Origin of the sequence: Nostoc paludosum FACHB-159, assembly GCF_014698835.1 — a bacterium.
Lineage (GTDB): Bacteria > Cyanobacteriota > Cyanobacteriia > Cyanobacteriales > Nostocaceae > Nostoc > Nostoc paludosum.
Window position 1 is genome coordinate 42,565 of the sequence record NZ_JACJTU010000038.1, and the last position, 25,173, is coordinate 67,737.

At 40.7% G+C, this 25,173-nt stretch carries 17 protein-coding genes and 2 tRNA genes; 8 read left to right on the forward strand and 11 right to left on the reverse strand.

Annotated features, from left to right (window positions below; all coding sequences use genetic code 11):
- Positions 1-358 precede the first annotated feature (358 nt).
- The 3 genes from sigC to lipA form a co-directional block, all read right to left on the reverse strand.
- A complete protein-coding gene (gene sigC, locus H6H03_RS28405; protein WP_190958405.1) occupies positions 359-1,609 on the reverse strand; it encodes an RNA polymerase sigma factor SigC in 1,251 nt (416 codons plus the stop codon).
- A gap of 578 nt (positions 1,610-2,187) precedes the next feature.
- Positions 2,188-3,135, reverse strand: coding sequence for an NAD(P)H-dependent glycerol-3-phosphate dehydrogenase (locus H6H03_RS28410; protein ID WP_390842905.1), 948 nt, complete (start codon positions 3,133-3,135; stop codon positions 2,188-2,190).
- Positions 3,136-3,182: 47 nt separating this feature from the next.
- Positions 3,183-4,067 carry a lipoyl synthase gene (gene lipA, locus H6H03_RS28415; RefSeq protein WP_190958406.1) on the reverse strand — a complete coding sequence of 295 codons (885 nt, stop codon included), beginning with the start codon at positions 4,065-4,067 and terminating at the stop codon, positions 3,183-3,185.
- Between the two features lie 136 nt (positions 4,068-4,203).
- Between lipA and H6H03_RS28420 the strand changes: the two genes are divergently transcribed.
- The 3 genes from H6H03_RS28420 to H6H03_RS28430 all read left to right on the forward strand — a co-directional run bounded on the left by H6H03_RS28420 (position 4,204) and on the right by H6H03_RS28430 (position 5,913).
- Positions 4,204-4,277 (forward strand) — tRNA-Pro (locus tag H6H03_RS28420).
- A gap of 178 nt (positions 4,278-4,455) precedes the next feature.
- Positions 4,456-4,540: transfer RNA gene (locus H6H03_RS28425), tRNA-Ser, on the forward strand.
- Positions 4,541-4,740: 200 nt separating this feature from the next.
- On the forward strand, positions 4,741-5,913 hold the full coding sequence (locus H6H03_RS28430; protein WP_190958407.1) for a CapA family protein: 1,173 nt from the start codon (positions 4,741-4,743) through the stop codon (positions 5,911-5,913).
- 124 nt (positions 5,914-6,037) lie between these two features.
- Here H6H03_RS28430 and H6H03_RS28435 read toward each other — a convergent pair whose 3' ends face one another.
- A complete protein-coding gene (locus tag H6H03_RS28435; protein WP_190958408.1) occupies positions 6,038-6,568 on the reverse strand; it encodes a DM13 domain-containing protein in 531 nt (176 codons plus the stop codon).
- A 513-nt stretch (positions 6,569-7,081) separates the two neighbouring features.
- Here H6H03_RS28435 and H6H03_RS28440 point away from each other — a divergent pair.
- Both H6H03_RS28440 and H6H03_RS28445 read left to right on the forward strand, forming a co-directional pair.
- On the forward strand, positions 7,082-8,566 hold the full coding sequence (locus tag H6H03_RS28440) for a CIA30 family protein (RefSeq protein ID WP_190958409.1): 1,485 nt from the start codon (positions 7,082-7,084) through the stop codon (positions 8,564-8,566).
- 189 nt (positions 8,567-8,755) lie between these two features.
- On the forward strand, positions 8,756-9,103 hold the full coding sequence (locus tag H6H03_RS28445) for a hypothetical protein (RefSeq protein ID WP_190958410.1): 348 nt from the start codon (positions 8,756-8,758) through the stop codon (positions 9,101-9,103).
- Positions 9,104-9,282: 179 nt separating this feature from the next.
- Here H6H03_RS28445 and H6H03_RS28450 read toward each other — a convergent pair whose 3' ends face one another.
- From H6H03_RS28450 to H6H03_RS28465, 4 genes are all read right to left on the reverse strand, one after another.
- A complete protein-coding gene (locus H6H03_RS28450) occupies positions 9,283-9,855 on the reverse strand; it encodes a nitrate transporter (RefSeq protein WP_190958411.1) in 573 nt (190 codons plus the stop codon).
- Between the two features lie 477 nt (positions 9,856-10,332).
- Entirely contained in the window at positions 10,333-10,908 is a 576-nt protein-coding gene (locus H6H03_RS28455) for a TIGR04376 family protein (protein WP_190958412.1), read from the reverse strand.
- 187 nt (positions 10,909-11,095) lie between these two features.
- Positions 11,096-12,598: an NYN domain-containing protein gene (locus H6H03_RS28460; protein ID WP_190958413.1), complete on the reverse strand. Its 1,503-nt coding sequence runs from the start codon at positions 12,596-12,598 to the stop codon at positions 11,096-11,098.
- A 194-nt stretch (positions 12,599-12,792) separates the two neighbouring features.
- Positions 12,793-13,665, reverse strand: a complete 873-nt coding sequence (locus H6H03_RS28465; RefSeq protein ID WP_190958414.1) for a D-alanyl-D-alanine carboxypeptidase family protein — start codon at positions 13,663-13,665, stop codon at positions 12,793-12,795.
- 397 nt (positions 13,666-14,062) lie between these two features.
- On the opposite strand from H6H03_RS28465, the gene mnmG reads away from it, so the two are divergent.
- Positions 14,063-15,985, forward strand: coding sequence for a tRNA uridine-5-carboxymethylaminomethyl(34) synthesis enzyme MnmG (gene mnmG / locus H6H03_RS28470; protein WP_190958415.1), 1,923 nt, complete (start codon positions 14,063-14,065; stop codon positions 15,983-15,985).
- Positions 15,986-16,215: 230 nt separating this feature from the next.
- Positions 16,216-17,592 (forward strand): hypothetical protein, encoded by a 1,377-nt coding sequence (locus tag H6H03_RS28475; protein ID WP_190958416.1) that lies wholly within the window; start codon positions 16,216-16,218, stop codon positions 17,590-17,592.
- 785 nt (positions 17,593-18,377) lie between these two features.
- On the opposite strand, the gene H6H03_RS28480 is transcribed toward H6H03_RS28475, so the two are convergent.
- On the reverse strand, positions 18,378-19,142 hold the full coding sequence (locus tag H6H03_RS28480; protein WP_190958417.1) for an N-acetylmuramoyl-L-alanine amidase: 765 nt from the start codon (positions 19,140-19,142) through the stop codon (positions 18,378-18,380).
- A gap of 558 nt (positions 19,143-19,700) precedes the next feature.
- Between H6H03_RS28480 and H6H03_RS28485 the strand changes: the two genes are divergently transcribed.
- Complete coding sequence (locus H6H03_RS28485) at positions 19,701-20,270, forward strand: Uma2 family endonuclease (RefSeq protein ID WP_190958424.1); 570 nt, start codon at positions 19,701-19,703, stop codon at positions 20,268-20,270.
- 161 nt (positions 20,271-20,431) lie between these two features.
- On the opposite strand, the gene H6H03_RS28490 is transcribed toward H6H03_RS28485, so the two are convergent.
- The gene (locus H6H03_RS28490) at positions 20,432-21,820 is read right to left on the reverse strand and encodes a PAS domain-containing sensor histidine kinase (protein WP_190958418.1); all 1,389 of its coding nucleotides are present in this window, start codon (positions 21,818-21,820) and stop codon (positions 20,432-20,434) included.
- A gap of 279 nt (positions 21,821-22,099) precedes the next feature.
- A complete protein-coding gene (pgmB, locus tag H6H03_RS28495; protein ID WP_190958425.1) occupies positions 22,100-25,111 on the reverse strand; it encodes a beta-phosphoglucomutase in 3,012 nt (1,003 codons plus the stop codon).
- Positions 25,112-25,173: the final 62 nt, after the last annotated feature.

The window sequence follows — 25,173 nt, forward strand, 5'->3', positions numbered from 1 at the left end:
ACAAAGCTTGTTAGTTGAGAATATAACAAATCTTGGGAGCAATTTGCAACAATCATTGCTTATTGAGAATCTTTACTAAAGGCTCAAGAAAAATTCATCAAAAATTTATGAATAATCAGCTCGCAATCGATCCCCACCTTCAATATATTCTGAGCAAAGGTCTGGGGAAACTGCTGTAAGCTCAGATGCAAATAATTAGCTATAAGCTTGTGATAAGTTTTGTGTCTGTAGCTCGAATACAGTTCTTTGTTGCTAGTCACTTGTGAGGCAAAGTTTTCAAATAACAAGACACAAAGTCTGAGCGCGGCAAGCCGAGTTCAGACTTTGTGAAACAGGACTAATGATAAATGATCGTTAACTAACTTAGAGACTCCAAATAATCGCGGATGAGATTGCGGCGCTTGGGTTGGCGTAGCTTTTGCAAAGCCTTGGATTCAATTTGTCTTACTCGTTCCCGTGACAAATCGAGAGCGCGTCCAATTTCTGCTAAAGAGTAAGGATGACCATCTGCCAAACCAAATCGCATCAAAATTACGTCGCGTTCGCGGCTAGTCAAATCTGACAGAAGATGATGCAAGTCTTTTTGTAAAGATTCTCGCATTAACATCTCTTCTGGAGTTACATTGTCAGTTTCGAGTAATTCTCCTAACTCAGTATCTTTATCCTTTCCTACCTTGGTTTCCAAAGACACGGAGCGAGGAACCCGCAACAAAACCTCACGTACTTGTGTAGGTGTCATTTCTAACTCAGTTGCTAGATCCTCTAGAGTCGGGGTGCGACCTTTTTCTTGAGCAATCTTGCGTTGGGCTTTTTTGATTTTGTTTAACTTTTCTGTAATATGAACAGGTAGGCGGATTGTGCGACTAGAAGTAGCGATCGCCCGTGTAATTCCCTGACGAATCCACCAGTAAGCATAGGTACTGAAGCGATAACCCTTAGTTGGGTCAAATTTTTCTACAGCTCTTTCTAGACCTAAAGTACCTTCTTGGACTAAATCCAACAATTCCAAACCACGATTTTGATACTTCTTAGCAACAGACACAACCAGGCGAAGATTAGCCTTAATCATGTGTTCCTTTGCTTGGAGTCCTTGGGACTGGATTTGTTCCAATTCTTCTACTGTCAACTTGGCAATTTCAGCCCAGCGACGTTTGCCCTCTGCCAAAATCGGTCTGAGATCCGATACCATGACACCAGCAGTGGCAGCCCACCTTTCCAAAGACGGTCGATGTCCTAGTTCTGAAGTCAGACGCTCTTGAACTTCAATTAACTTCTGATAAGGTGAAATTACCTCATCTCCTTGCTTTGCTGCATTAGCAAGCACTATCCGCATCCGCAAGTAGCGCTGAACTTTTTGAGCTTCTGAAACCTCTTCATCCCGCCCTAACAACCTAACCCGACCAATTTCCTGAAGATATAGACGTACAAGATCTGTACTACGGCGGTTGGCGTTAGCAGCAAAGTTAGCATGGTCTACAGAAGCCATTTCTAACTCTTGTAGATCGTCTACCGATAGCTCACTCTCATCAACCGTGAGATCCGAGTCCAAAACCTGGCGGGACTTTTGGGTATTGTAGGCGGCATCTGCATAAAAAGATGTTGCTGGCATAAAGCGTCTCAATGGCTCCAGGTAACAATAGATTAGGGTCAGCTTAAGATTACGGTCAGCTATTCAACTGTTGCTATTGTTCCCGTGATTTGCGATGAACTAACACGGTAGAGAATTCCATTACAATTAATTTTTTGAGAAAATTAGGGTAATGGTTTTATTGAATACAGTATTACTGAACTTAATCGACTGCTAAGCTTCTGATTGAACCAATAGCTATTCAAATCCGCAGCTAGGCTTTCAAGATCTAAACTACTTAGTTAAGATTTCAAATTTGATGGTTTTTGATAGTTACTTTTGTAACACTGTATAAACATAATTCAGTGAATATCTTGTTTATATTTGTCATAGTCACATTTACATGGCTACCAAAGTAATATCCTGACGATTTAGCAATTTTTTCTCAGGATTATTTGGGAATAAGTTTAACTAATAGATTGGGGAGAACTGATTAGTGTGGGAAGAAGATGCAGGGAGAAAGAAACGCTCTGACGCGGAGAGTGTTTGCTATCGATTCCCCGTGTCCCCGTATCTTTGCGCCTCCGTGTCCTTTTTCCCTATGTCGCCGTATCTGCCTGCTAGTAGTTATACTCAGGTTTGATATCTCGCAGCATCAGTTCATCAAGTGCTTGTCGGGCTGTGATATCACCCTGAAGTAAGCGGTAAACTTGCTCGGTAATTGGCACAGCAATGTTTTGTTGCTTGGCTCGTTGTATCAAAACCCGACAAGTGTTAACTCCTTCAGCGGTTCCTTGTAAATTTGCCAGAATTTCTGTGAGTGTCTTACCGCCAGCTAGCTGATAGCCGACTTGGTAATTGCGACTTAAGGGACTGTTGCAGGTTGCTAACAAATCTCCTAGACCGGATAAACCATAAAATGTTTCCGTCTTTGCGCCCCAGTCGTTACCGACGCGAATTATTTCTGTAAGTCCACGGGTGACTAAAGCAGCTTTGGCATTAGTTCCCAGTTGTAAACCATCGCACACACCAGCAGCGATCGCAATAACATTTTTTAGAGTTCCCCCTAGTTCTACACCAAGGGGATCGGGATTGGTATATACCCGGAAACGATGTGAAGAAAATACTAACTGCACTACTTCAGCAGCCTTGGGAATATTACTCGCTACCACCGTTGCTGCTGGTAATTCTTGTTCAATTTCTTTAGATAAATTCGGCCCTGACAGAACAACTACTGCATGGTTAGGGAATATTGTTTGCCAAATTTGCGATGGCGTACAGGTGGTTTGAGGATCTAACCCTTTGGTTGCTGTGATGAAAATTGTCTCTGGAGAAAGGGGGAAAGAGTGGACTTGGTAAGCAACATCTCTGACGCCTGTCATAGAGATAGCCGACAAGACTATTTGGACATCTTTGAGTACTGCTTCGAGAGTTTGAGAACTGTGACGCGACCAAAGACGCACCTCATGGCCGTTCGCAGCTGCTAGATTTGCCAGCGCCCTACCCCAAGCACCTGCACCCAGAATTGCAAGGGAGAATTTTGAGTTGGAGTACATCTGCTCACTCATAACTTTTAATTCCTAACTCCCAACTCCCAACTCCCAACTCCCAACTCCTAACTCCTAACTTTTGAGCGCGGATAACGTTCCATTAATTCCCTGACTTGTTCTGCATGATATGAGCTTCTTGTCAATGGTGAAGAAACAACTTGTAAAAATCCTATTTCTTCGCCGAATGCCTTCCAAGCAGCAAATTGTTCTGGGTGGATAAATTCATCTACTTTCAGGTGTTTTTGGCTGGGTTGGAGGTATTGCCCAATTGTTAAAATGTCGCAATCTACAGTTCGTAAGTCTTGCATTACTTTGCGAATTTCGGCGTCAGTTTCACCGAGTCCAACCATGATACCGGATTTAGTGTAGGTGCTCTTAGAAAGTTGGCGAGTTCGCTGCAATAATTCTAATGTGCGATCGTAGTTCCCTTGGGGACGTACCCGACGATACAAGCGTGGGACGGTTTCCGTATTATGGTTTAACACCTCTGGCTCAGCTTGGAGAATCAACTCTAAAGCATCCCAATTACCACACAAGTCAGGAATCAGTACTTCAATTGTAGTGTTGGGTGATATGGTACGAACTGCATTAATACACCCCACAAATTGAGATGCACCGCCATCTGGCAAATCATCTCGGTTTACAGAAGTGATTACCACATGATTAAGTTTCATGCGGCGAACAGCTTCCGCTAGTCGTGCAGGTTCGGTGGGGTCTAGTGCTTTGGGTTTTTTTTCAAAATCGATATCGCAGTAGGGACAAGCACGCGTACAAGCCGGCCCCATAATCAAAAACGTGGCAGTACCAGCGTTGAAGCATTCACCAATATTCGGACAGGACGCTTCCTCGCAAACTGTATTGAGGGCTAAATCCCGCAAAATGTCTTTAACGTTACCGATGCGCTCACGCCCAGGTGCTTTCACCCGCAACCAGTCTGGTTTTACAGTCACAATCCGCTTTTACCACTAAAGTTATACAAATTTTATGGTAGCAAGCAAAGCCTTTGGTGAAGCGATCGTATATAGATCTAATTTTGTCATTTGGCACAGCTTGTGATATTTTGGATTTATAATGCCATTTTTATGGCGGGATGTAGCGCAGCTTGGTAGCGCACTTCGTTCGGGACGAAGGGGCCGCTGGTTCGAATCCAGTCATCCCGATTTGTACATTCGCATATTATATATAGCTATACAGATCTCTACATGCCTTAGTGAAGCTGAATTCAGGCGATCGCTTGATTAATTTGAATGCTATTATATCAAAGGGGATGTACTAGATATTTCCCTGATGTTAGAAGATTTGAACGTAAATAAATTTCAAATCTGTGAATAAATAACTGGAGAGGTGTCCGAGCGGTTCATGGTGACGCACTCGAAATGCGTTTTGGGGAAACTCAACGGGGGTTCGAATCCCCCCCTCTCCGTTAACAACATAGTCTTACAACTCATACTAAAAGTCAGAAGTTTCGGCTGTGACCTTCTAATTACTAGATGTATTGCACGCAAGTTAGAACGACAATACTTCAGTAATTACTTAGCTTGATATTTGCTAGGAAACACTAAAATATACATCGCGAACACAGATTTTTAGGATAAACTAATGCCATCGTGTGAGGAGTGAACGATGGCTAATACAAGCTTAGGGCGAGCAGTTTCGTTCGCTTTTGTTGGTGTTTGTTTTTATCTGGGTATTGGTGCAGGAATCGTAATTCGGCTGGGGCAATCCCAGCGAACAAATGCTGCTACTACACCTGCTCAACCTGGTTTGTTACCATTGACCATACCTGAATCTACACAGCCAACATCAAAAAAACAAACCTTTGCAGGCACAATTACCATTAAAGCTGTTGGAGATATTATTCCTGGTACTAATTTTCCTAACTACAGATTACCCCGCTTTCGAGATCGACTGTTACCAAAATCAGTGAGAACCCACTTGCAAGGATCTGATATCTTGTTTGGTAACTTTGAAAGTAGTTTAACTAATTATCCATACACTACTAAAGATATTAATCGAGAACAAGTTTTTGCATTTCGCTCCCCACCTGCATATGCTCAGCTATTTGCTAAAGCTGGTTTTAATGTATTCAATATGGCGAATAACCATGCAATGGATTTTGGCTTGGTAGGGTTCAAAGATACAAAGAAGAATCTTGAGGCTGCGGGTATTGCTACATTAGGTCATAAAAACCAAATTCTCTATCTAAAAGCTAACAATATACCTGTAGGGATGATTGGTTTTTCTCCTTATGAAATGTATAATTCCATCCATAATTTAGCAGCAGCCGAAAAACTTGTAACAGAAGCCAAAAAGAATGCCAACATTGTAATAGTATCGATGCACGCTGGAGCCGAAGGAACCGAGGCATTACACGTTAAAAATCAGACAGAGTTTTTTTATGGAGAAAACCGAGGTAATTCAATCAATTTTGCCAGAAAAATGATTGATGCAGGAGCAGACTTAGTATTGGGGCACGGCCCTCACGTTCCGAGAGCGATGGAAATTTATAAGAATAAAATCATAGCCTATTCTTTAGGAAATTTTTTGGGATATCGGACTTTATCTACAAATGCTCAAGCTGGTGACTCCCTAATTTTAGAAGTCAAACTCAATTCATCTGGAAATTTGGTATCAAGTAAAGTTATCCCTATTCGCATGGATAAGCAGGGAATTCCTCAAGTAGATCGGCATTTTACGACTGTGAAACTTTTGCGTTACTTGAATAATCAAGCTTTTCCTAAAAATCCGGTGAAGATTAATAACAAAGGGGAAATTGTTCTAAAAAATAAATTATAGCGATCGCCCTCGTATTCATAATACGAAACCTAAAATTGCATTATTTTTTATCCCTGCAAAGGTTCAGCAGGCGAAGGAATATTTTATCTGTGATTTATTGTTGAGCTTTGAGTTAATTTAATGTTTACGAACTCAAATTGGCAGTGCCAAAAGTAGCATTAAACTTGCGACACCAAATAGCAACAGATTTATAGTCTGCTAAATTGATGTTTTGAGGAATGGAATAAGCTTGAGCGCCACTATATTTTTGTAAAGGAGCAATAACGATATAGTCTCCTTTTTTTAAAGGATACGATGGTGGCTTAGTTGAATTGATGACGTTATCTGAACGATGCAAAATTACTACCAAATCTGGCCCCATTTCAGAGGTTGTAAATGACTGGTCAAGCTCTAGAGATGATTTGCCGTCTTTGTTAGTAATACGGACTGTTCCTTGAGTTGTATGTTCTCCAGAAACAAACGTCCCTGACTTGATAACAGCTGAATTTTGAGATTCTGCTGATTGGCCTAAAGGCTTGGTCTGAGTTGAAGATGCTGTAACAGATGTACTAACAGGCGCAGGAGTTTTATTAGGCTGTTTATTTGATACTTCTGTCGTACAGCTAGCTATGGCAAGAGAAAACAAACTTACAATTAACAAATGTTTTATTTTCATGGCTTCAATACACAATACATCAATCAGTAATATAGCTTTTGGTTTCAGCTTTAAATGTATTATTACTTAAATAATTATTTTAAAAATTATATAAATATAAGGAGTAATGTTTAGAAAGCTGATATTTTTTTGAGAAATTTCTTAGGAATTTATCAGCAAAATTTAAATTATTAAAATGTGAGTAATTAGACGAAGCTTTGAGGTAGTGCTGGGGACTAGTAAATAAAATTACTATTTTCTAATACCCAGTACCCAATCTCTAACACCTAGATGGTGATGTTGATAGTCATCAATGGGATTTTTAAATGCGTAGGCGTAGCCGGCCGTAGACATCGCCACGATTAGCTGAATTTATAAATATCCGCTTTTATATTACGATGTTGCTACGCGTGGATTCATATCTTAAACCTCGCATTGGAGTTATAAATCATACATTGCCCATGCTGCTCCTCATTTCCCCCACTCGCTACTCCCCAAAATTGCTAGAGTGAAGAAAGTTATGAGGACGCAAATATGACTGACAAAAATCGTTCTCAATGGGACTTAGGCAGGTTTATCGAAACCCTGACTTACTTTGAGGTAATTCCTTTCCTTAACTGGGTACAGCAATTAATCCAAGGCCGTCCTCAGGATGATCGAAATAGACCCAATGGAGGAAGAAATGTGGGTGTAATATTAGTAGCAGGTGCGACAGGTGGTGTAGGTAAGCGAGTGGTAAAGCGATCGCTCGAACGCGGTTATAAAGTTCGCGCATTGGTGAGAGATATTGACAAAGCACGGTCAATTCTTGGTAATGATGTTGACTTAGTAGTTGCAGATATCACCAAACCAGAAACTTTAACTCCTGTAGTTATGGCTAATATTGAAGCTGTAATTTGTTGCACGGCAGTGCGCGTACAACCAGTAGAGGGAGACACAGCAGATAGAGAAAAATACTACCAAGGTGTTAAGTTTTACCAGCCAGAAATTGTTGGTGACACTCCAGAAAATGTCGAATATCAAGGTGTCAAAAACTTAGTGCAAGCAGCAGCAAAATATTTGCCCCAAGCAAACGAACAACTAATATTTGATTTTACAAAACCATCAGCAGAATTAAAAGATGTTTGGGGAGCGCTGGATGATGTCGTGATGGGTGGCGTGAGTGCTAGTAATATCCAATTAGTGGAAAATACAGCTTTGTTTGCTGGCAATGTTTCCACTGCGAACTCTGGCGGATTTGCTTCTGTGAGAACTAAGAATTTCGCTCCACCATTTAATTTATCTGGTTATGAAGGTGTGAAATTGCGCGTCAAAGGTGACGGTCAGCGTTATAAAATCTTTCTCCGAACAGATACAAAATGGGATGGCATTGGCTATAGCTATTCTTTCGATACTGTAGCTAATACCTGGGTTGATATTCACGTTCCCTTTAAAGATTTGGTTCCTGTATTTCGGGCAAAAGTTGTCAAAGATGCACCGCCAATTGAACAAAGTAGAATTTGTTCATTCCAACTGATGTTGAGCAAATTTGAATATGACGGCGCTTTAAATCCTAAATTTTCTCCAGGTGGTTTTGCTTTCCAGTTAGAATCAATTAAAGCTTACGGCGGCGAAAAATTTCCCCAGTTTATCCTTGTCAGTTCAGCAGGCGTAACTCGTCCTGGGCGTCCTGGCATTAATTTAGATGAAGAACCCCCAGCAGTGAGATTAAATGACCAATTGGGAGGAATTTTAACTTGGAAACTCAAAGGAGAAGATAGTTTAAGAACAAGTGGAATTCCTTATACAATTATTCGACCTTGTGCCTTAACTGAGGAAGCAGGGGGTAAGGAATTAATATTTGAGCAAGGCGATAATATTAAAGGCAAAATTAGCCGTGAAGATGTCGCAGAACTTTGCGTGCAAGTACTAAAAATAGCAAAGGCATGTAATGTCACGTTTGAGGTGAAAGAGGGAAATAATACTGTTAACTCTATCGATTGGCAGAGGTTATTTTCTAATTTAGAACAGGATAAATAACAAGTCGGAATTCAGAATTCAGGAGTCATAAGTCAGAATTCAGTAATTTTTATAATCTGGGTAATGCTGAGTGTTTGCTCAAAGCCTGAGTACTCTATCGGAACCCCTGAGTTTAGGCATGAGCATATTCTGAATTCCGAATTCTGAATTCTGAATTCTCAGTTATGAAGAACAGTGCAAGATATTAATATGAATAAAATCAAGCTGCTAATACTTGCTGGTATTTTAGGAGTAATTATCTGGGGTGGGTTATTTTCAAACACTGCTTCATCGCAGCAAATAGAGTCGCGTCTAAACAACTTGGAAGCGGACTTTAATCGTGTTGAGTCGCGGTTAAACCAGCTAGAATCTCAAATAAATCGAGGTGGGCGATCGCCATCCCCAAGAACAACACTTACTCCACGACAATCAACAGGTTCCAGACAGAATTTATCACGGCAAGATCCTATGTTCGATCGCCTTGCAACTTTAGTAATTGAATTGAAACAACAAGTCAATAAACTAGAGGAGCGAGTGTCTAAAATAGAATCACGCTAAATATTTCAATCGCGTAATGGGTTTATAACAAATAAACCATCCAATCTTGTCAGGCGAAAATCTTACTTCCTTTTGGATTTTGCTGATAAATTTTATACTAATTTCAAAAGCGATCGCCGTATATGGATTCACTAAATCCAGGTTACGAAGGCTTTTTCAATCTAAAATTAAAAATTTTACTACGAAGATTTTTTGCCATCTGTAACCATTTGTGAGAGAATATATGCTGCAAAATCTAGCAACTGATCCAGCAAAAAACCAATAATACCAATGTAAAGTATTGCCTCGATTATGGAATCGATGTTACCAGCTTTATAACTATCCCAGAGAAGAAAGCCAAGTCCTTTTGGCCCTGTCAACATTTCTATGGCAATCACTGTAAACCAGGCTACCCAAATCCCAACTTTCAGAGCATGAAATATATGAAATATAGCTACTCGAAAGTTCTTATTTTGTCTATGAAAATGTCGCAGGCCTATTGCAGTATTAATGATGACTGTCCAGAGAGTTGCAAAAAAAATTACGACAATAGCAGCAGCTTCACTTTCTCTAAATACTAATAAAGTAATCGGTAGTAAAGCTATAGGGGGAATACTATGTGGTATCTGAAATATCCGCCTGAATAGCTGATAAACCATGCTATTCATACCGATGAAATATCCGATGAAACTACCTAATACAGCGGCTGGAATGTAACCAACAAATAATCGTTGCAGGCTAGCTAAAAATTCTAAAAACATGTTATTTTCCATGCCTCAGTTCTCATTGAGAACATGTAGGAAATACTGGGATAACAGCACAAAGCAGCATGTCTGGCAAATCATTTACGGATGCTATAAAACAGTGATTTTAATTGCACTTACTCTTTTTTAACTACAAAAGTTCCTATATCTTTTCCTCCTTAGCGGTTACTCAAACAAGTTTAGGTATTCTGACAATGAGATAGGAGTAGTACAAAGAAAAGGTAAAACTTGGCTTTCCTAGAATTTATCATCAAAATAAATCCTGATTAGTAAATTCAATACAATTTCTATAATTGACTTGCTTGTCAACAAAGAGATCCCCGACTTCTTAGAGAAGGCAGGGATCTGTGATTTTTATAAATTGAATCAGATTAATTATAGTTAAACTTGTGAGGGGCAATACAGATAATCAATAAAATAAGAAATATGAAGGATGAAATGATAAATAGTATTTAACTTTCATCCTTAATGCTCTGTAGTTTGGGATTATTTTCCCATATTCCGCTTCATTTGCTCTAATTCGTCTTGTGTTTCCCAACGGCGGAACTTTTCTTCTAAGTCGTCAAAACTACTAGAATCGCTGGTGGTTTGATTCCACCAGCCATTAGTTTCTAAGCGTTGCTGGGTTTGGGCTTTGGCGCGGGCTGTTTGTGCTTCGGCGGCTTTGGCTTGCACCTCTTGTCGTCGCTGCTGAATTTTCCGGAGTAATTCTTGAGATTGGTTAATGCGTTCTTTCAGCCCTTGCATCTGTCCCCAGCGCTGATTTCCTTCTCGTAACAAGGCTGCTTCTCGTTCGCTTGCCGCAGTTACTAAATCTTGTCTACCAGCGTCTTTGGCTTTTTGAACGCGGATGTGCCAACGCTGGATTTCTTGAGCTGTAGCCAGAATATCATCTTGCGATCGCTTCTCTTGTAATTGTAAATCTGCAATCAGCTTTAATGTATCTTCCTCTTGCTCGCGGAGCTGTTCTAACAGCGCCTCTAACTCCAAATGTGGATTGTTACGCAAGAATTCTTCTAAACGGTTTTCTAGAAACCGACTCAAATCATCAAATAAACCCACTACCAGAACTCCAGAGTTCGCGTGTGTGACTATTTTATTGTAGTAATTATTATCGCAGCCCGAATGTAAATTTTAATAGTTTGCTTTATCAAGTAATTGAAATTGCTGATAAAAAAGTTAAACTCCAGGTAAACGCACTAATTTTATGTCAAAAAAAGCACATTTTTGATTATTTGGTATAACTAACTTAAACTTTAGCAGTTACGGCAATTTCTTTTAAGTTAATACTAGAGTTATTTAGACCTTTGATAGCTTTTTTTGATGAGCCATGAGAAATTGTATTTAACTTTTCTTTCCAAATAAGTTTATTGTTACTAATATCTAAACCAGTATTTGATTCTTCAATAATTCTCTTGATAAAGTTAGTAAATTTACTATTATATTTTTTCCATTTTTCATCAAAATCTGGGATGTTATTTCTCAAAATTTGATGAATTTGAGACATGGAAATGCCTGCTTTTTGAAGTTGACTAGCTTGCTGGCTATTTTGCTGCAATTCCTGTAAAATTTTATTAGTTTTGACAAATATTTCATCATTGAATAAATTATCTTCAGTTACTTCAGTAACTTGAATATCTTCTATTTTAACTTGGGGAGCAGGTATAGGTATAAAGCGATCGCAAACCGATTTAAGGACACGATTCATTTGTCCTTCGTAAGCACATCCAATTACAGACTTTCCATATTCATGGAGTTTTTTAGCTAAAGCAGCAAACGCACCATCCCCTGATACAATAACGAAAACTTCCAATGTAGGGCGACTCTGAGCTAATTCCATGACATCAATTGCCAGTTGCATATCTGCTGCATTGCGTTTATGACTGTAATCAAAAATTTGGACTGCTTCAATTCCCAGTTCTTGAATCTGATTCTTGAGTAGCCTTAAACGCGAATCACTCCAGTCAGCATAAGCACATTGGATAGCAATTTTATTCACCATACCAACTTTTTCTACATCAGTTTGAATTTGTTTTAAAGAAAAATTTAAATTAGGCTCGTTTCTGCCCATTGTTAAATTTTCAATATCATAAAAAATAGCTGTATTGAACTTCTCAATTTTCGGTAAATCATTCGCCGTGTTAGTAAACTCCTCTAAACGAATCTGGCGCTGTTTTAAATCATGAAGTTCAGTTATTAAAGATGTTGAATCCGAACTAATTGCTTGCTGTTTGAAGTGCCTAATTATTGTGTTTAAATCTTTAAATTGTAAATTGGCTTGTTGTAATTCTTGCTGTAATTGCTCAGTTACTATCTTAATTTGAGTCTGAGTTTGAACAGTCTGCTGCTGGAGTTCACCAAGAGTTTTGGAAAGGGTATGTTGGCGTTGCTGATAAGCAGTTATCAAAGCTTGCTGGACGATATTAGATTCTTTAGGAAATTTTTCGCGGTTGTAAATTTGTAAAACAGTTTCATAACCAGCGATCGCAATTTCTAAATTAATCGCAGGATTGCCTTGTTCAAAACTTTGAATCGTTGTACTCAGTTTGACAATAACTCTAGCTATATTAATAGCATTGGCAGGTTCTTTAGCAAAGCGATCGCTTACCCATTTTCGCAACATTAAAGCCAAATTATCATTCAGTTTACTTAAGTTATCTTGCAAAATCGGATATAACTCCTGATTTTGATATGTTGCTTTTAATAAACTAATCAAGAAAGTTTGCTCGTTGTTAGCAGCTTCATTTGGCATACCTAAATCCCTGACAATACACCTTTTGGTTTAGTATTCCCAAATTTGTGTAGTATCTAACAGAAGAATTCAGGAGCCACAATTCAAAACCTTCTTAATCAAGAGGAAGAAGATTTTATTATATAAATTATGATTTTTAATACCTAACTCTTGTAGAAACGCGATTCATCGCGTCTCCTAGCTTTTAACAGGACTTAAAGTGGGGTCAACCAATAACTAATACCCCGAACAAGTTTATTTTTCAAACCAAACAAAGGTAATTTGTCTTCAGATAAACCTATATAAGTCCAATGTGGGACATCGTTTTCTACAGTTTGAAACCAGCCATTTTCATTTAGCGCTTTTCTCTGTTGTTGACTGGATACGCGTAAATCAATCGCTAATCCCCAGAGATGTTGTGAAGTTCCGGGGGGTGCAACTACACCGAGAATTTTTGTTTCTTTTCCTTGTTGAACTCTTGCCAAAGTTTGATTATTTGCATATTTATGCCAAAATCTTAAATTCGTGTTGAAAGTGCGAGTACAATCTCCAGAACCATAACCAGATTTAAGTGGAATGTTTTCTAGCTTTCGTGCTTTATTCAAAGCATCTGCCGCTGATTTTTGTAAATAACAATCTTTAGTTCCATCAACATGACCCATTGTTAAAGTATTCTGGAAATCTTGGGTTTCTTTTTCATTAGCAAAAATTTCTTTTGGTGGTAATTTAATTCCTATATCTTGATTGACAAAAACTGAGCCGTATGTACGTAGCAAAGTATATTCATAAGTATTTGGCTGGGGAATTGTCGATAAATTTTTGGCGATCGCTGCTAAAAAACGCTGTTGCTCGTTTAATTTTTGGTCGGGAATAAATGGTTGTGGGGATAAATCTTTTGAAGTATCTGTGCAGGATACTAAATCAGTGGTTAAACATGCGTTTAATGGTTGGGCAGTTTTACCCAAACTATGATGGCTAATCTCATGACTAGCTACTAGCACGAAAATCATCGAAATTACTATAGTGATAAAAGTTGCAATTTTGACAATTTTCTTATTGAAATACTTTTTGTTCGCGATAGCTTTCATTTTTAACATTTACCTAAATATAATTAGAATTAATCTTCAGAAAGTTTTTGTGGCAATCAGGTATTTATTGGTTAAAAATTATGAGTTAATAACAATAATTTATCCCCAAATTATCTACACAGGTAAGGGCGCACAACTGTGCGCCCCCACTATATCTGTGTGTATCTGTCGCCATATCTCCAAGTTATCTATTTTGGCAAGATGTTTAATCTACATCACGGCAGAAATCAACTTGTGATTATCACTGACAAAATGAGAAATCTTTGTAAAAAATAGAAATTTCTTTGTTATTGAGTAATAGTAAATTTGATAACTTATTTATTAGTAAAGTTACATCCATGAAATCACTGGAAAGGTTAAAATTGGAGAGAACTTTCAGCTTGCTGTTCCTGTAAGTATGACCATGCACAACCTTGTTGAATTCCAAGACGCTTTTGATGTGATTGTCGTCGGTGCAGGTCACTCCGGTTGCGAAGCAGCTCTCGCCTCTGCCCGCCTCGGTTGTCGTACCTTGCTATTGACACTCAATTTGGATAAAATCGCTTGGCAACCTTGTAACCCAGCAGTGGGTGGGCCAGCGAAATCCCAGTTGACCCATGAGGTAGATGCACTGGGTGGGGAAATTGGCAAAATGGCAGACCGTACATACTTGCAAAAGCGCATCCTCAACTCTTCACGAGGGCCTGCTGTTTGGGCTTTACGCGCCCAAACTGACAAGCGCGAATATGCAGCGGTGATGAAAAATATTGTGGAAAACCAAGAAAACCTGACCATCCGTGAAAGTATGGCAGTAGATTTGGTGTTGGGTGCTAACGATGAAGTCATCGGCGTGGAAACTTATTTTGGCGTGGCTTTCCAATGCAAAGCCGTCATTTTGACAACTGGCACATTTTTGGGTGGGAAAATTTGGGTAGGTAATAAATCAATGCCAGCCGGACGAGCTGGTGAATTTGCGGCTGAGGGATTAACACAAACGCTGAATCGCTTGGGATTTGAAACCGGCAGACTCAAAACCGGAACTCCAGCCAGGGTAGACAAGCGATCGGTGGATTACAGTAAAATGCAAATCCAGCCAGGGGATGAAGATGTGCGCTGGTTTAGCTTTGACCCTGATGTGTGGGTAGAACGCGAACAAATGCCTTGCTACATTACCCGTACAACCACTGAAACTCATCGTTTAATTCAGGAAAATTTACACCTATCGCCAGTTTATGGTGGTTGGGTGGAAGCCAAAGGGCCCCGTTATTGTCCCAGTATTGAAGATAAGATTGTTCGTTTTACTGATAAAGAAAGCCATCAAATCTTTATTGAACCCGAAGGACGAGATATACCCGAACTTTATATTCAAGGCTTTTCTACAGGGTTGCCAGAAAATCTGCAACTACAAATGTTGCGGAGTCTCCCAGGTTTGGAAAAATGCGTAATGCTACGTCCGGCTTATGCTGTGGAATATGACTATTTACCTGCAACTCAGTGTTATCCCACGCTGATGACTAAAAAGATAGCAGGGCTGTTTTGTGCTGGGCAGATTAATGGCACCACAGGCTATGAAGAAGCCGCAGCTCAAGGTCTTGTGGCAGGAATTAACGCAGCTCGGTTTGTGAATTCCCAGGAAATGATTGTTTTCCCCCGCGAACAAAGTTACATCGGGACGCTAATTGATGACTTGTGTACAAAAGACCTGCGGGAACCTTACCGAATGCTTACTAGTAGGTCAGAGTATCGGTTGATTTTGCGTTCTGACAATGCCGACCAACGCTTGACACCCTTGGGACGGGAAATTGGTTTAATTGACGATCGCCGTTGGAATTTATTTACCCAAAAACAAACCCAGATTACCACAGAAAAATCGCGGCTATCCAACACCCGCATCAAAGAACATGATGAAATTGGTATAGCGATCGCATCTCATACTCAGCAAGCAATCAAAGGTTCAATTACCTTAAACGACTTACTCCGGCGTCCGGGATTCCATTACGTTGACCTCGATAGGTTCGGACTGGGAAACCCCGACCTCAACCGCGCCGAGAAAGAAGGTGCAGAAATAGACATTAAATATTCTGGATATCTTGCTAGGCAACAAAATCAGATCGACCAAATCGCCCGCCAAGCTCACCGCCAGTTACCTGCGGATTTGGATTACACAAAAATTGATACTCTTTCCAAAGAAGCGCGGGAAAAACTAGCTCACGTCAAACCGCTCACACTCGGTCAAGCTGCACGTATAGGTGGTGTCAATCCAGCCGATATTAACGCCTTGTTATTATATCTGGAATTGCGTAAAACAAAGAGCCAGCGAGAGTTTACAGCGTTAATTTAACGAAAACTTCATAAAGGGCGAGTATAGTAGTAAAGAGCGAGATGGGTATGATAGATGACATAAGTCTTAGTACTGCCCTCGTTAACAATCCCCAGATTGAAGTTGATTTTAATACCATCTCTCAATAACTCGTCTTCATCAGACGGGGCATTGACTATTCGATGGATAAATCTTGATTAAAAGGCAGTAGGAGCGGCGTTTCCCTGTCCTAGCAACAACCCAAAACGTCTATGTTACAACAAGCCACGACCCGTCTCATAGTTCCAGAACCATCAGAAGATTTAATCGCCAACGAACCTTGGTCGATAGAAAACTATGCTGATGGCTTAATGGATGAACTCTTTGCGGATATCGACTACATTCTCGATGCTAGTGGTAATCTGGCTTCTCAAACCTTTAGGCAAAGTAGTCAGAAAAAATCGAGCCAGTCTGTTGGCGGGGTTTCTCCCGAAGTTCACAGCAGCCCAAACCACCGTGACTTCTCTCCAGTTGTAGCAACTGGCATAGGGAACCCACTGCAAACAGTTACCATGCCGCAGGTTATCTCAGCAAACACAGCCAATAATTCGGCCCAGTCAGTTACTCAAGCTAACCACAAGCAATTGAGTACCGTTGTGTTTGAAACCGCCACCGTAAAACCAGTTACTAGAAAGCGCCACAAAAGCAGTTCTGCTTTGGGCAAACTGCTGATTGCCGGAACAACATTAGGCGTGGCGATCGCCAGTGTGATTTACATGGTACAGTCTGGCGTTGTCCATCTTTTAAATACCAAATTGCCCGAATCAGCTCTTGTACTGCCACAGCAACAGTCAGAAGTATCGGCAAAGCCAGAAATTGAGGCAGAGTTAGTTGACTACATGCTCAGCGCTCTATCAGTTATAGATAAGCAAGGTGTAAAAAATCATCAAAACTACGTCAGACCTGGATTTTACAGCCAAACCAGTGCTAGCCAAATAGCTGCTGCCAACCAGTTACCAAGTAATAATCTACCACCACTGCCACCTTTAGCAGCTAACAACACATCACCAATTCCTAACCGTGGCAACGTTGTCGAACGCATTTACGTGCGTAACCCAATCCGCTACGCTCTCCCAGCGATTCCTGGTAGTCCCACACTTTTGCCACAAGTTGCCACAGCATTGCAGGGTTCTCAACCTAATGTTGTGAAAACTGCCTTGAATACTGTGCGACAAGCTGCTAAACCCGCCACTGTCAACATGTTAGCTGCGGCTGTACGCCCAGACATGAAAGGTGTGGCTACAAAAACTGCACCCATAACCGTGCGCCAAACACCCAACCCCCTACCAGCATTACCAGTTGTACCATTGCGTGCAGCACTCGCACCAGAAGCAGAACCAACTATCACCCAGCATCAAGTGTATTTGCCAACTGCGATGGCAGAGACTCCGAGTAGTACATTGGAAGGATTGCTAGAGTTAGGCAATAAATCTGCTGCTTTGTTTAAAATTGATGGCGTGACTCGCCGCATCAATATGGGTGAAACCATTGGTTCTAGTGGTTGGACACTTGTAGATGTTAGTAATGGCGAAGCAGTCATTCGGCGTAACGGCGAAGTGCGATCGATTTACGCAGGGCAGAAATTGTAAGGATTTACAAAAAATATAGCAGGTAATAGGCAACAGGCAAGAGGCAAAAAAAGTCTTTTGCTGTCTGTGTTTTACCAATGGTTTATGTCCTAACCTAGCTGGCAACTGCTATATCTACTAAAAATTTTTAGTCTACTGAAGTAGACTTTAGCTGTTAGCTTTGAAGTTTAATTCAAGGGATGTGACTAACAAACAAAATGCTTTAATCTTCTGTAGTCTTAATGATATCATGTTTACTTAATCACTTATCAAAAAACTCTCCGCGTCCCTGCATCCCAACATCAGATCTCATGATAAGTGTTAAACCAGACACCAGATCGCAATCTAAAATCCCAAATTTTACAGCACAGAATTAGCTTCTCAGTGGTGGATAAATTTCAAAATGAATATACTGAGTTGAATCACCTTCGCTCCTGATAGACTAGATGCTGTAGGTTGTTGAGTTTCTTTATCGTCATTTTATCAAAAGGGACAACAAGTTTAATGGCGATCGCTAGAGTTTGATCCTCTCTCCCAGAAAAGGCGGTAGCCTGGGGCAAGCCGCTGGGCGTCTACGTAAAAAAAATTAAATGCATCTTCATACAGAATTAATATAAGTATCCAGCCAAGATTTAGAAAAAATTCGTTATCAAAAGGCATCAGTAAAACCCATTCCTTCCAGGGATGGGATGAAAGACGCCTTTTTATTTAGAATCGTTAGCTGTTGACTGATGACTGTTAACCGTTAACAGCCATCAGTCAACAATCAACGTGAAATTCACACCCTTGTAGCGGTTGAGTTGGCATTAATCTTTTTCTATCACTTTGCTATGTCCAGCAAAAACAAAATGTTCATCTCGATTTCCTTTAGTTTTATCCGGCCACTTAACCCAATAATGATTTTCCTCAAACCGGACATCTAAAACTGGGTAATCCCCTGGCTCGATATCAATTAAAGATTCTTTTGGAAGGTCTGAAGCCTGTTCTGTAGAAGGCTTCAAAACAGTTTTTGTGGTAATTTCCAAAACATATTTCTTATCAGATTTATGTTCTTCGTCAGTTGACTCACCAATTAATCCATCTTTAATCGCTTCCGCCATTTTTTCAGCATCAAAGCGATCCATATCTGTTGTAGAATCACAAAAGCAGCATTCAATTAAAATAGCTGGCATTTGTGTATTCTTCAGAACAAAGAAACCTGCGTTTTTAACTCCTCTACTATTAAAACCAAGTTTAACAATCTCTTTGAGAACTGATTGAGCAATACCTTTTGATGCATTACTAATGGCAAAAATTTCTGTGCCATTAGCTGTACCGTTGAATTTATTGAAGTGAATCGAAACAAAAACATTAACGTTATTAGTATTTGCCTTATTAGTTCGTTGTCTGAGAGAATCCGTAACACTGCTAGCGCTGGTAGCAGTGCAATCAATAGCAGTATGACCTGCTGCTTTGAGCTTTTGAATTAAATGTGTACCAACTGCTTTAGTTAAAATATCTTCTTGTTTGATGCCTGTTGCTCCCGTATCGTGAGGAGGGCAATTGTGCCCCATATCAATACCAAATTTCATAGGATTAATCTCCTTGTTATAAATTTCGAGGTATCCATTATCTCCCTACAGTGTATTAATTATTAAGCCAAATGCAATGCTATATAAGTGAGAAAAAGTGAGTAGTTACTGTAAAAATTTGTAACGGTTAACGTAATTATCTCTTAGACAACAGAAGTTTCATAAGTCTAACCTATAAATAAAGCAGGCTGACTAATGACGGCAGAAGAAGCCCTAAATCTAGTCGATAGTCTTTTATGCTCTACGTTTGGGCAAAGGCTTAATGATGTTCAATCTGTAGTATTTCTGGAAAGCTGGCTAGGACGCACCTATGCGGAAATCGCGGTGCAGATAAGTTATGAACACGACTATATTAAACAAATTGGTTGCCAGCTGTGGCGATTGCTATCTCAGTTATTTGACCAAGAAGTATGTAAAAAAAATATCCAAACTGTCTTACGTTACTACCATCAGTCTTCAAACAGTAGCTATTTAAAAAAAGCCATCGACATTAACATATTTGAATTAGGTAAAGTAGGAATTCAGAATTCTGGATCGAGAAAGCAAACGGGAACAATCATGAGCCAAGCCATTGACGGAGTAGTCTGGACAGTTCAGGATTTAGAGGTTTTACCTGAAAATGAGTGGAAACGCTATGAAATAATTAATAGTGAACTCTTTGTTACTCCCGCTCCTCACCGCCGTCATCAACAAGTTTGTGTGAAAATTGCTCGATCGCTTGATGCTTGGTCGGAGTTTAGTGATTTAGGCGAAACAATTATTGCTCCAGGGATGCTGTTTTCCCAAGCAGATAGCATCATCCCGGATGTAGTTTGGGTAAGTAGAGAACGACTAGCGCAAATTGAAGATGAAGCGGGACATCTAACCGGCGCACCAGAGTTAGTAGTGGAAGTTTTATCTCCTGGTAAACAAAACGAACTTCGAGACAAAGAAGCCAAATTAAAACTATATTCAATTCACGGCGTGCATGAGTATTGGATTCTCGATCGCTTTACTCAAAAAGTTGAAATTTATCGTCGAGAAAAAGCACAGTTAGTTTTAGTTGCAACTTTATTAAATGACGACGAAATTGCATCGCCGCTATTACCTGGATTTTCTTGTTCTATCCGTTTATTTTTTCCTACGTAAAGAAATAGGCAATAGGCAATAGGCAATAGGCAATAAGAATAAAGGTTTTAGATTAATTATTTTTATTAACATAGTTTGGTTTTATTGTGCAAAGTTACTTAGAAATATACGTAGTGGCGTGGCACAGCTAATTTGGCGCATAAAAAACAGTAGTAATCTCTTCATTTCTCTGTGTTCTCTGCGTCTGTGCGGTTCGTCGCATAACTGCCATAGACATTACTGGAAAATGGCACAATAACTGTAAAAGTAGTTCCTACATCCATCGCACTTTTAACACTAATCTCCCCACCGTGCAAATCTACAGCTTTTTTGACGATGGACAATCGTAATCCTAGCCCTGGAATATTGTCGGTATTGCTGGCGCGATGGAAAGGTTCAAAAATGTGTTCAATATCAGCAGCAGGAATACCAATACCAAAATCTTGAATTTCAAATATAGCTCCATCGCTGGTAGTACTAACATAAAAATTAATTTGACTGCCAATAGGAGAGTATTTTAAAGAGTTAGAAAATAAATTATTTAATATTTGTCGCAACAGTTGAGCATCGAAGTTAGCTTGGGTACTTTGGGATTCATAGCTAAAAGCGATCGCATGTTGAGAACCATCATCCTGTTTTAATTGTTTTAACAAATACTGGCAAAATTCGGCTAAATTCAAAGGCCTTGGATTAAACCCTAACTTACTAATTTCATCCTGACTCAGTACTAATACATCATCTAATAGCTGAGTCATGTGCATTACAGATTTTTGAATGCGGCGCAGGTGAGTATTTTGTCGCTCCTGGCTCCAGCGATGGCGATAATATTCTAGTAATTCCGCAGAAGAATGGATAGCAGCTAAAGGCGTGCGAAATTCATGGGAAGTAGTAGTCAGCAAACGGGATTTAAGTTCACTCAATTCTCTTTCTTTGGCAAGTGCTTGTCGCATCGCCTCTTCTGCCCATTGCAGCTTTGCCTGGATTCGTTTGCTTTCGCTAATATCCCGCAACAGCCAGCGCAGACCTACTAATTCACCTTGTTGATTACGCACAGCAGCCACCTTAAGCGCAACGATAATCGGTGTTTTCTCATACGGTCGCAGGTTTACTTCCCATTCTTGGGTTTTCCACTCTGGAATTTGCCGATCGCGCAGATGAGTCAGTTTCAGATGAAAAGCAATTAACTCTTTCTCAAGTGCAAAATTTTCCAAAAATTTGCCAATTAATAAACTTTTGGAAATGTTGAACAAAGTACTAGCAGCAGAGTTAGCTTCCTGAATTATGCCTTGTATATCAGTTACCAAATAAGCATCTGGTAATTCCTCAAAAAGTTCCTGATAGCGTTGATGTTCTATTACCAAATCTTGTTGAACATTGTGTAATTCTTTATTTTGTTGTCGGAAGTTTTCATTAGCTACTTGCAATTCTTCCAAAGCCAGGTATAGTTCCCCAAATACTGCGGCGAAGAGTTCAATATCTTGCTGTACTTTTTGCTCTTCACTTTTGCTTTGCAATATAGCGACGCGTTGACGTACATGTTGTATTTGTAGGGCTAAATCGTCCAAATTCACGTTTTTGCTCCTATTGGATATCTAAAGTTAAGTTTCCTTTGAGATTCCTTTCTGGAACGATTTTAGCTTTTCAAGTTTATATAATTATTAATTGTCAGCGATCAGTTTTAATTATCAGTGACAACCTCTTAATTGATTACTATTGACTGGTTAATCGAGCTAAGGTACTTGTAAATAAAAAATATCTTATTGTGTTGAGGGCAGGGGCAGGGGCAGACGCGAAGACGGAGAGACGGGGAGAGGCGGGGAAATATTTCGGAAGCCCCTGCTTCCCTGTCCCTATTTTTGTAATTGACTTCGTATATCTGCCCATTTAACTCCTGCTAGACTGGGCAAAACAACATGAGCAGCTCCAACTCGTTCAACTGGGCCAATACCTACCGCCCACATCCCAGCAGCTAGAGCCGCCTCAACACCTGCTGCTGCATCTTCTACAACTACAGATTGCGCTGGTTCGATTCCTAGCTGCTTAGCTGCATAGAGAAATAAATCGGGTGCTGGCTTGGGTTGCTGTACGCTATAACCGTCAGCGATCGCATCTACTTTATCAGCAATACCCAATCGCTCGATTACTGTCCGGGCATTTTTGCTGGCTGAGCCAATGCCTATTTTAATTCCAGCTTGCCGGAGTTCATCTAAAAGTGCGATCGCTCCTGGTAACAAATCCTTAGATGTCATATTTTTCAGCAATTCCACATAGTAGCGGTTCTTGCGCTCCATCATTTCCTGGATTTGTTCTTCCGAATACGGTCTATGCCCAATAATCAGCATTAGCGAAGCACGACGGGATACGCCCCGCAGCGCTTCATTAGCTACTCGATTAAACGGTATACCCTCTTCATCCGCTAACTTCTGCCAAGCTAGATAATGAAGTTCTGCTGTATCCGTCAGCACACCATCTAAATCGAAGATGACTCCTTGGATGTTGGGAGTGTTGAGTGAGGAGTTTGGAGTTTGGAGTGAAGAGTTTGGAGTGAGGAGTGAGGAGTTTGGAGTGAGGAGTGAAGAGTTATTATTCTCCTCTGCCCCCCTGCCCCCCTGCTCCCCTGCCCCCCTGCCCCCCTGCCCCTCTGCCCCATGCCCCATGCCCACTTCCTGATGCAAATCAAAGTCATACCATAACCCTTGCCAGTGTAGTTTAAACTTCAGGCGTGTCCAGTTAGGGGGCAAATGAGGCTTGGCTACGGGACGATTTTCGGCGAATTGGATACCGCCAAAGCCAAAGATTACGGCTTGCCAAACGCCGCCAGCAGTGGCGCCGTGAATTCCATCGGCGGTGTTTCCTCGGTTATCTTCAAGATCTACCATTGCTGCTTGCATAAATAGTTTGTAAGCTTCGTTGGATATATTCAAATCTGACGCTAAGATGGCGTGAACTGCGGGGCCGAGGGAGGAACCATAGGTGATGTCTGTGCGGGGTGCGTAGTAATCCCAGTTTGTTTGCAATGCTTTTTCGCTGTAGGGAAAATCCGCCGAGCCTCGCATTAAATAAAGCAGCATTAATACATCTGGCTGTTTGAGTACTTGATATTTGTTAGTTTTATCGATACCCAAAATCGCTTGCATGGAGCGATCGCGCCCTTGAGAATCTGCTAAGTTAATATCTTCTAATTGAAAAAATCCCTCGAACTGCTCGATTAATTCTGTTGATGGGTCGTAAAACAATAGGATTTTGGCAATGATGTCTTGCCAGTGGTTTTGCTGTTCTGAAGTGAGTTGCAGTTTCTCTTCTAATTCCTTTGCTCGTTCTGGATATTTGTGAGCTAGCCAATCATAAACTGCGATCGCTTTTTCTAGATGCCATTGCACCATCCGGTTTGTAAAAATATTGTTGTGGACAAATTCATGGTATTCATCGGTTCCGATTACTTCCCGAATTTCATATTTTTGGCGTTCGGGATTGAACTCTACCCGGCTACCCCAAAAGATAGCAGCATCTAAAATAATTTCTGCTCCGTATTTTTGCATCCATTCGTCATTGGCGGTGGCTTGCCAGTAATTCCAAACAGCGTAAGGGATATCTGCGTTAATATGAATTTCGCGATCGCGACACCAAATTCGCACATCTTCCCCATAAAAATCAGTCGGAAGCGACCAACGTGGTGTTACTTCATCTCCGGTAGCAGCACTTTCCCAAGAAAACATTGCTCCTTTATATCTATAATGGCTTGCTTTACGTCTAGCTCCTGGTAAAGTGTGCCAGCGATAACTCAGTAAATTACGGGCGATCGCAGGTTGGGTAAACAGAAAAAACGGCAGCATAAAAATTTCTGTATCCCAAAAAATATGACCGCGATAGCCAAACCCTGAAAGAGTTTTAGCAGGAATGCTTACTTTCTCATCATCCCGTGGGCTAGCAATTAGCAGCCCAAACAAATTGTAGCGAACAGCAAAAGCCGCTGTGCTATCCCCCTCAATGACGATATCGCTTTGTTGCCAAACCTCATCCCATGCTTGTTCGCTGGCTTTTAGGAGTTTTGCATAGTCTGGCAAACATGCGAGTTTTTCTCTAGCTGCTGCAACTGGTGTTTCAATGTCCCGCGAAGTAAAAACCGTCACGAGTTTTTCCACGGTTACAGTTTGTTGTGCTTGAGCTAAGAAAGTCATACTGAGGGTGGGATAACCAGGCGCAGTACTGACTTGCAACGATGCTTGTGCCCCTGATATCGTCATCTTAGCTGCCATACCCAATTCAATTTGGGAGTTGCGGGTGCGACGTTGCAACCAAATTCCTTCGTCAGTCTTCCCTTGATCTAGTCCTTCCCAGTGATTAAAACCCTGATTTTCTGTATACCCATTTATGCTTCCTTGAACTTCAATTACGCCATCAAAATCTACTGGTGTGAGCTGACACCGTTGTGCTAACACATGCTGGTCTGCAAAACTGACAAAGCGTTCAAAGTAGAAATCTATGGTTTTCCCACTGGGAGAACGCCAACGCAAAGAACGGGACAGAAGTCCTTGACGCAGGTTAAGCTTGCGCTCATACTGCAATATTTCACCTTGGTCGAGACGTAAGCGTTCGCCATTGACGATCGCTACCAAGGGTAACCAGTCAGGGCAATTAACTAGCTCAGTGTACACCACCGGTACATCGTCATAGACACCGTGGATAAAAGTAGCCGACAATGCATGGGGGTAACCTTCCTCAAAACTGCCCCTTGTTCCCAGGTATCCGTTACCGATTGTAAAGACAGTTTCTTTGGAGTGCAATTGGTCAGGGTCAAACTGGGTTTCGGTTAATATCCAGTCTGTGTAAAGAAAATGGCGAGAATGACCTTTTGTTTCCATGATGACTGGGGACTGGGGGTTGGGGATTGGGGACTGGGGATTGGGGATTGGGCAGACAAGGT

Coding starts and splice junctions, on each gene's coding strand:
- H6H03_RS28450 (WP_190958411.1), bottom strand. CDS start 9,855: ATGGAAAATAACATGTTTTTAGAATTTTTAGCTAGCCTGCAACGATTA.
- mnmG (WP_190958415.1), top strand. CDS start 14,063: ATGACCATGCACAACCTTGTTGAATTCCAAGACGCTTTTGATGTGATT.
- H6H03_RS28465 (WP_190958414.1), bottom strand. CDS start 13,665: ATGAAAGCTATCGCGAACAAAAAGTATTTCAATAAGAAAATTGTCAAA.
- H6H03_RS28460 (WP_190958413.1), bottom strand. CDS start 12,598: ATGCCAAATGAAGCTGCTAACAACGAGCAAACTTTCTTGATTAGTTTA.
- H6H03_RS28440 (WP_190958409.1), top strand. CDS start 7,082: ATGACTGACAAAAATCGTTCTCAATGGGACTTAGGCAGGTTTATCGAA.
- H6H03_RS28435 (WP_190958408.1), bottom strand. CDS start 6,568: ATGAAAATAAAACATTTGTTAATTGTAAGTTTGTTTTCTCTTGCCATA.
- H6H03_RS28475 (WP_190958416.1), top strand. CDS start 16,216: ATGTTACAACAAGCCACGACCCGTCTCATAGTTCCAGAACCATCAGAA.
- H6H03_RS28430 (WP_190958407.1), top strand. CDS start 4,741: ATGGCTAATACAAGCTTAGGGCGAGCAGTTTCGTTCGCTTTTGTTGGT.
- H6H03_RS28485 (WP_190958424.1), top strand. CDS start 19,701: ATGAGCCAAGCCATTGACGGAGTAGTCTGGACAGTTCAGGATTTAGAG.
- sigC (WP_190958405.1), bottom strand. CDS start 1,609: ATGCCAGCAACATCTTTTTATGCAGATGCCGCCTACAATACCCAAAAG.
- H6H03_RS28445 (WP_190958410.1), top strand. CDS start 8,756: ATGAATAAAATCAAGCTGCTAATACTTGCTGGTATTTTAGGAGTAATT.
- H6H03_RS28480 (WP_190958417.1), bottom strand. CDS start 19,142: ATGAAATTTGGTATTGATATGGGGCACAATTGCCCTCCTCACGATACG.
- H6H03_RS28410 (WP_390842905.1), bottom strand. CDS start 3,135: ATGAGTGAGCAGATGTACTCCAACTCAAAATTCTCCCTTGCAATTCTG.
- pgmB (WP_190958425.1), bottom strand. CDS start 25,111: ATGGAAACAAAAGGTCATTCTCGCCATTTTCTTTACACAGACTGGATA.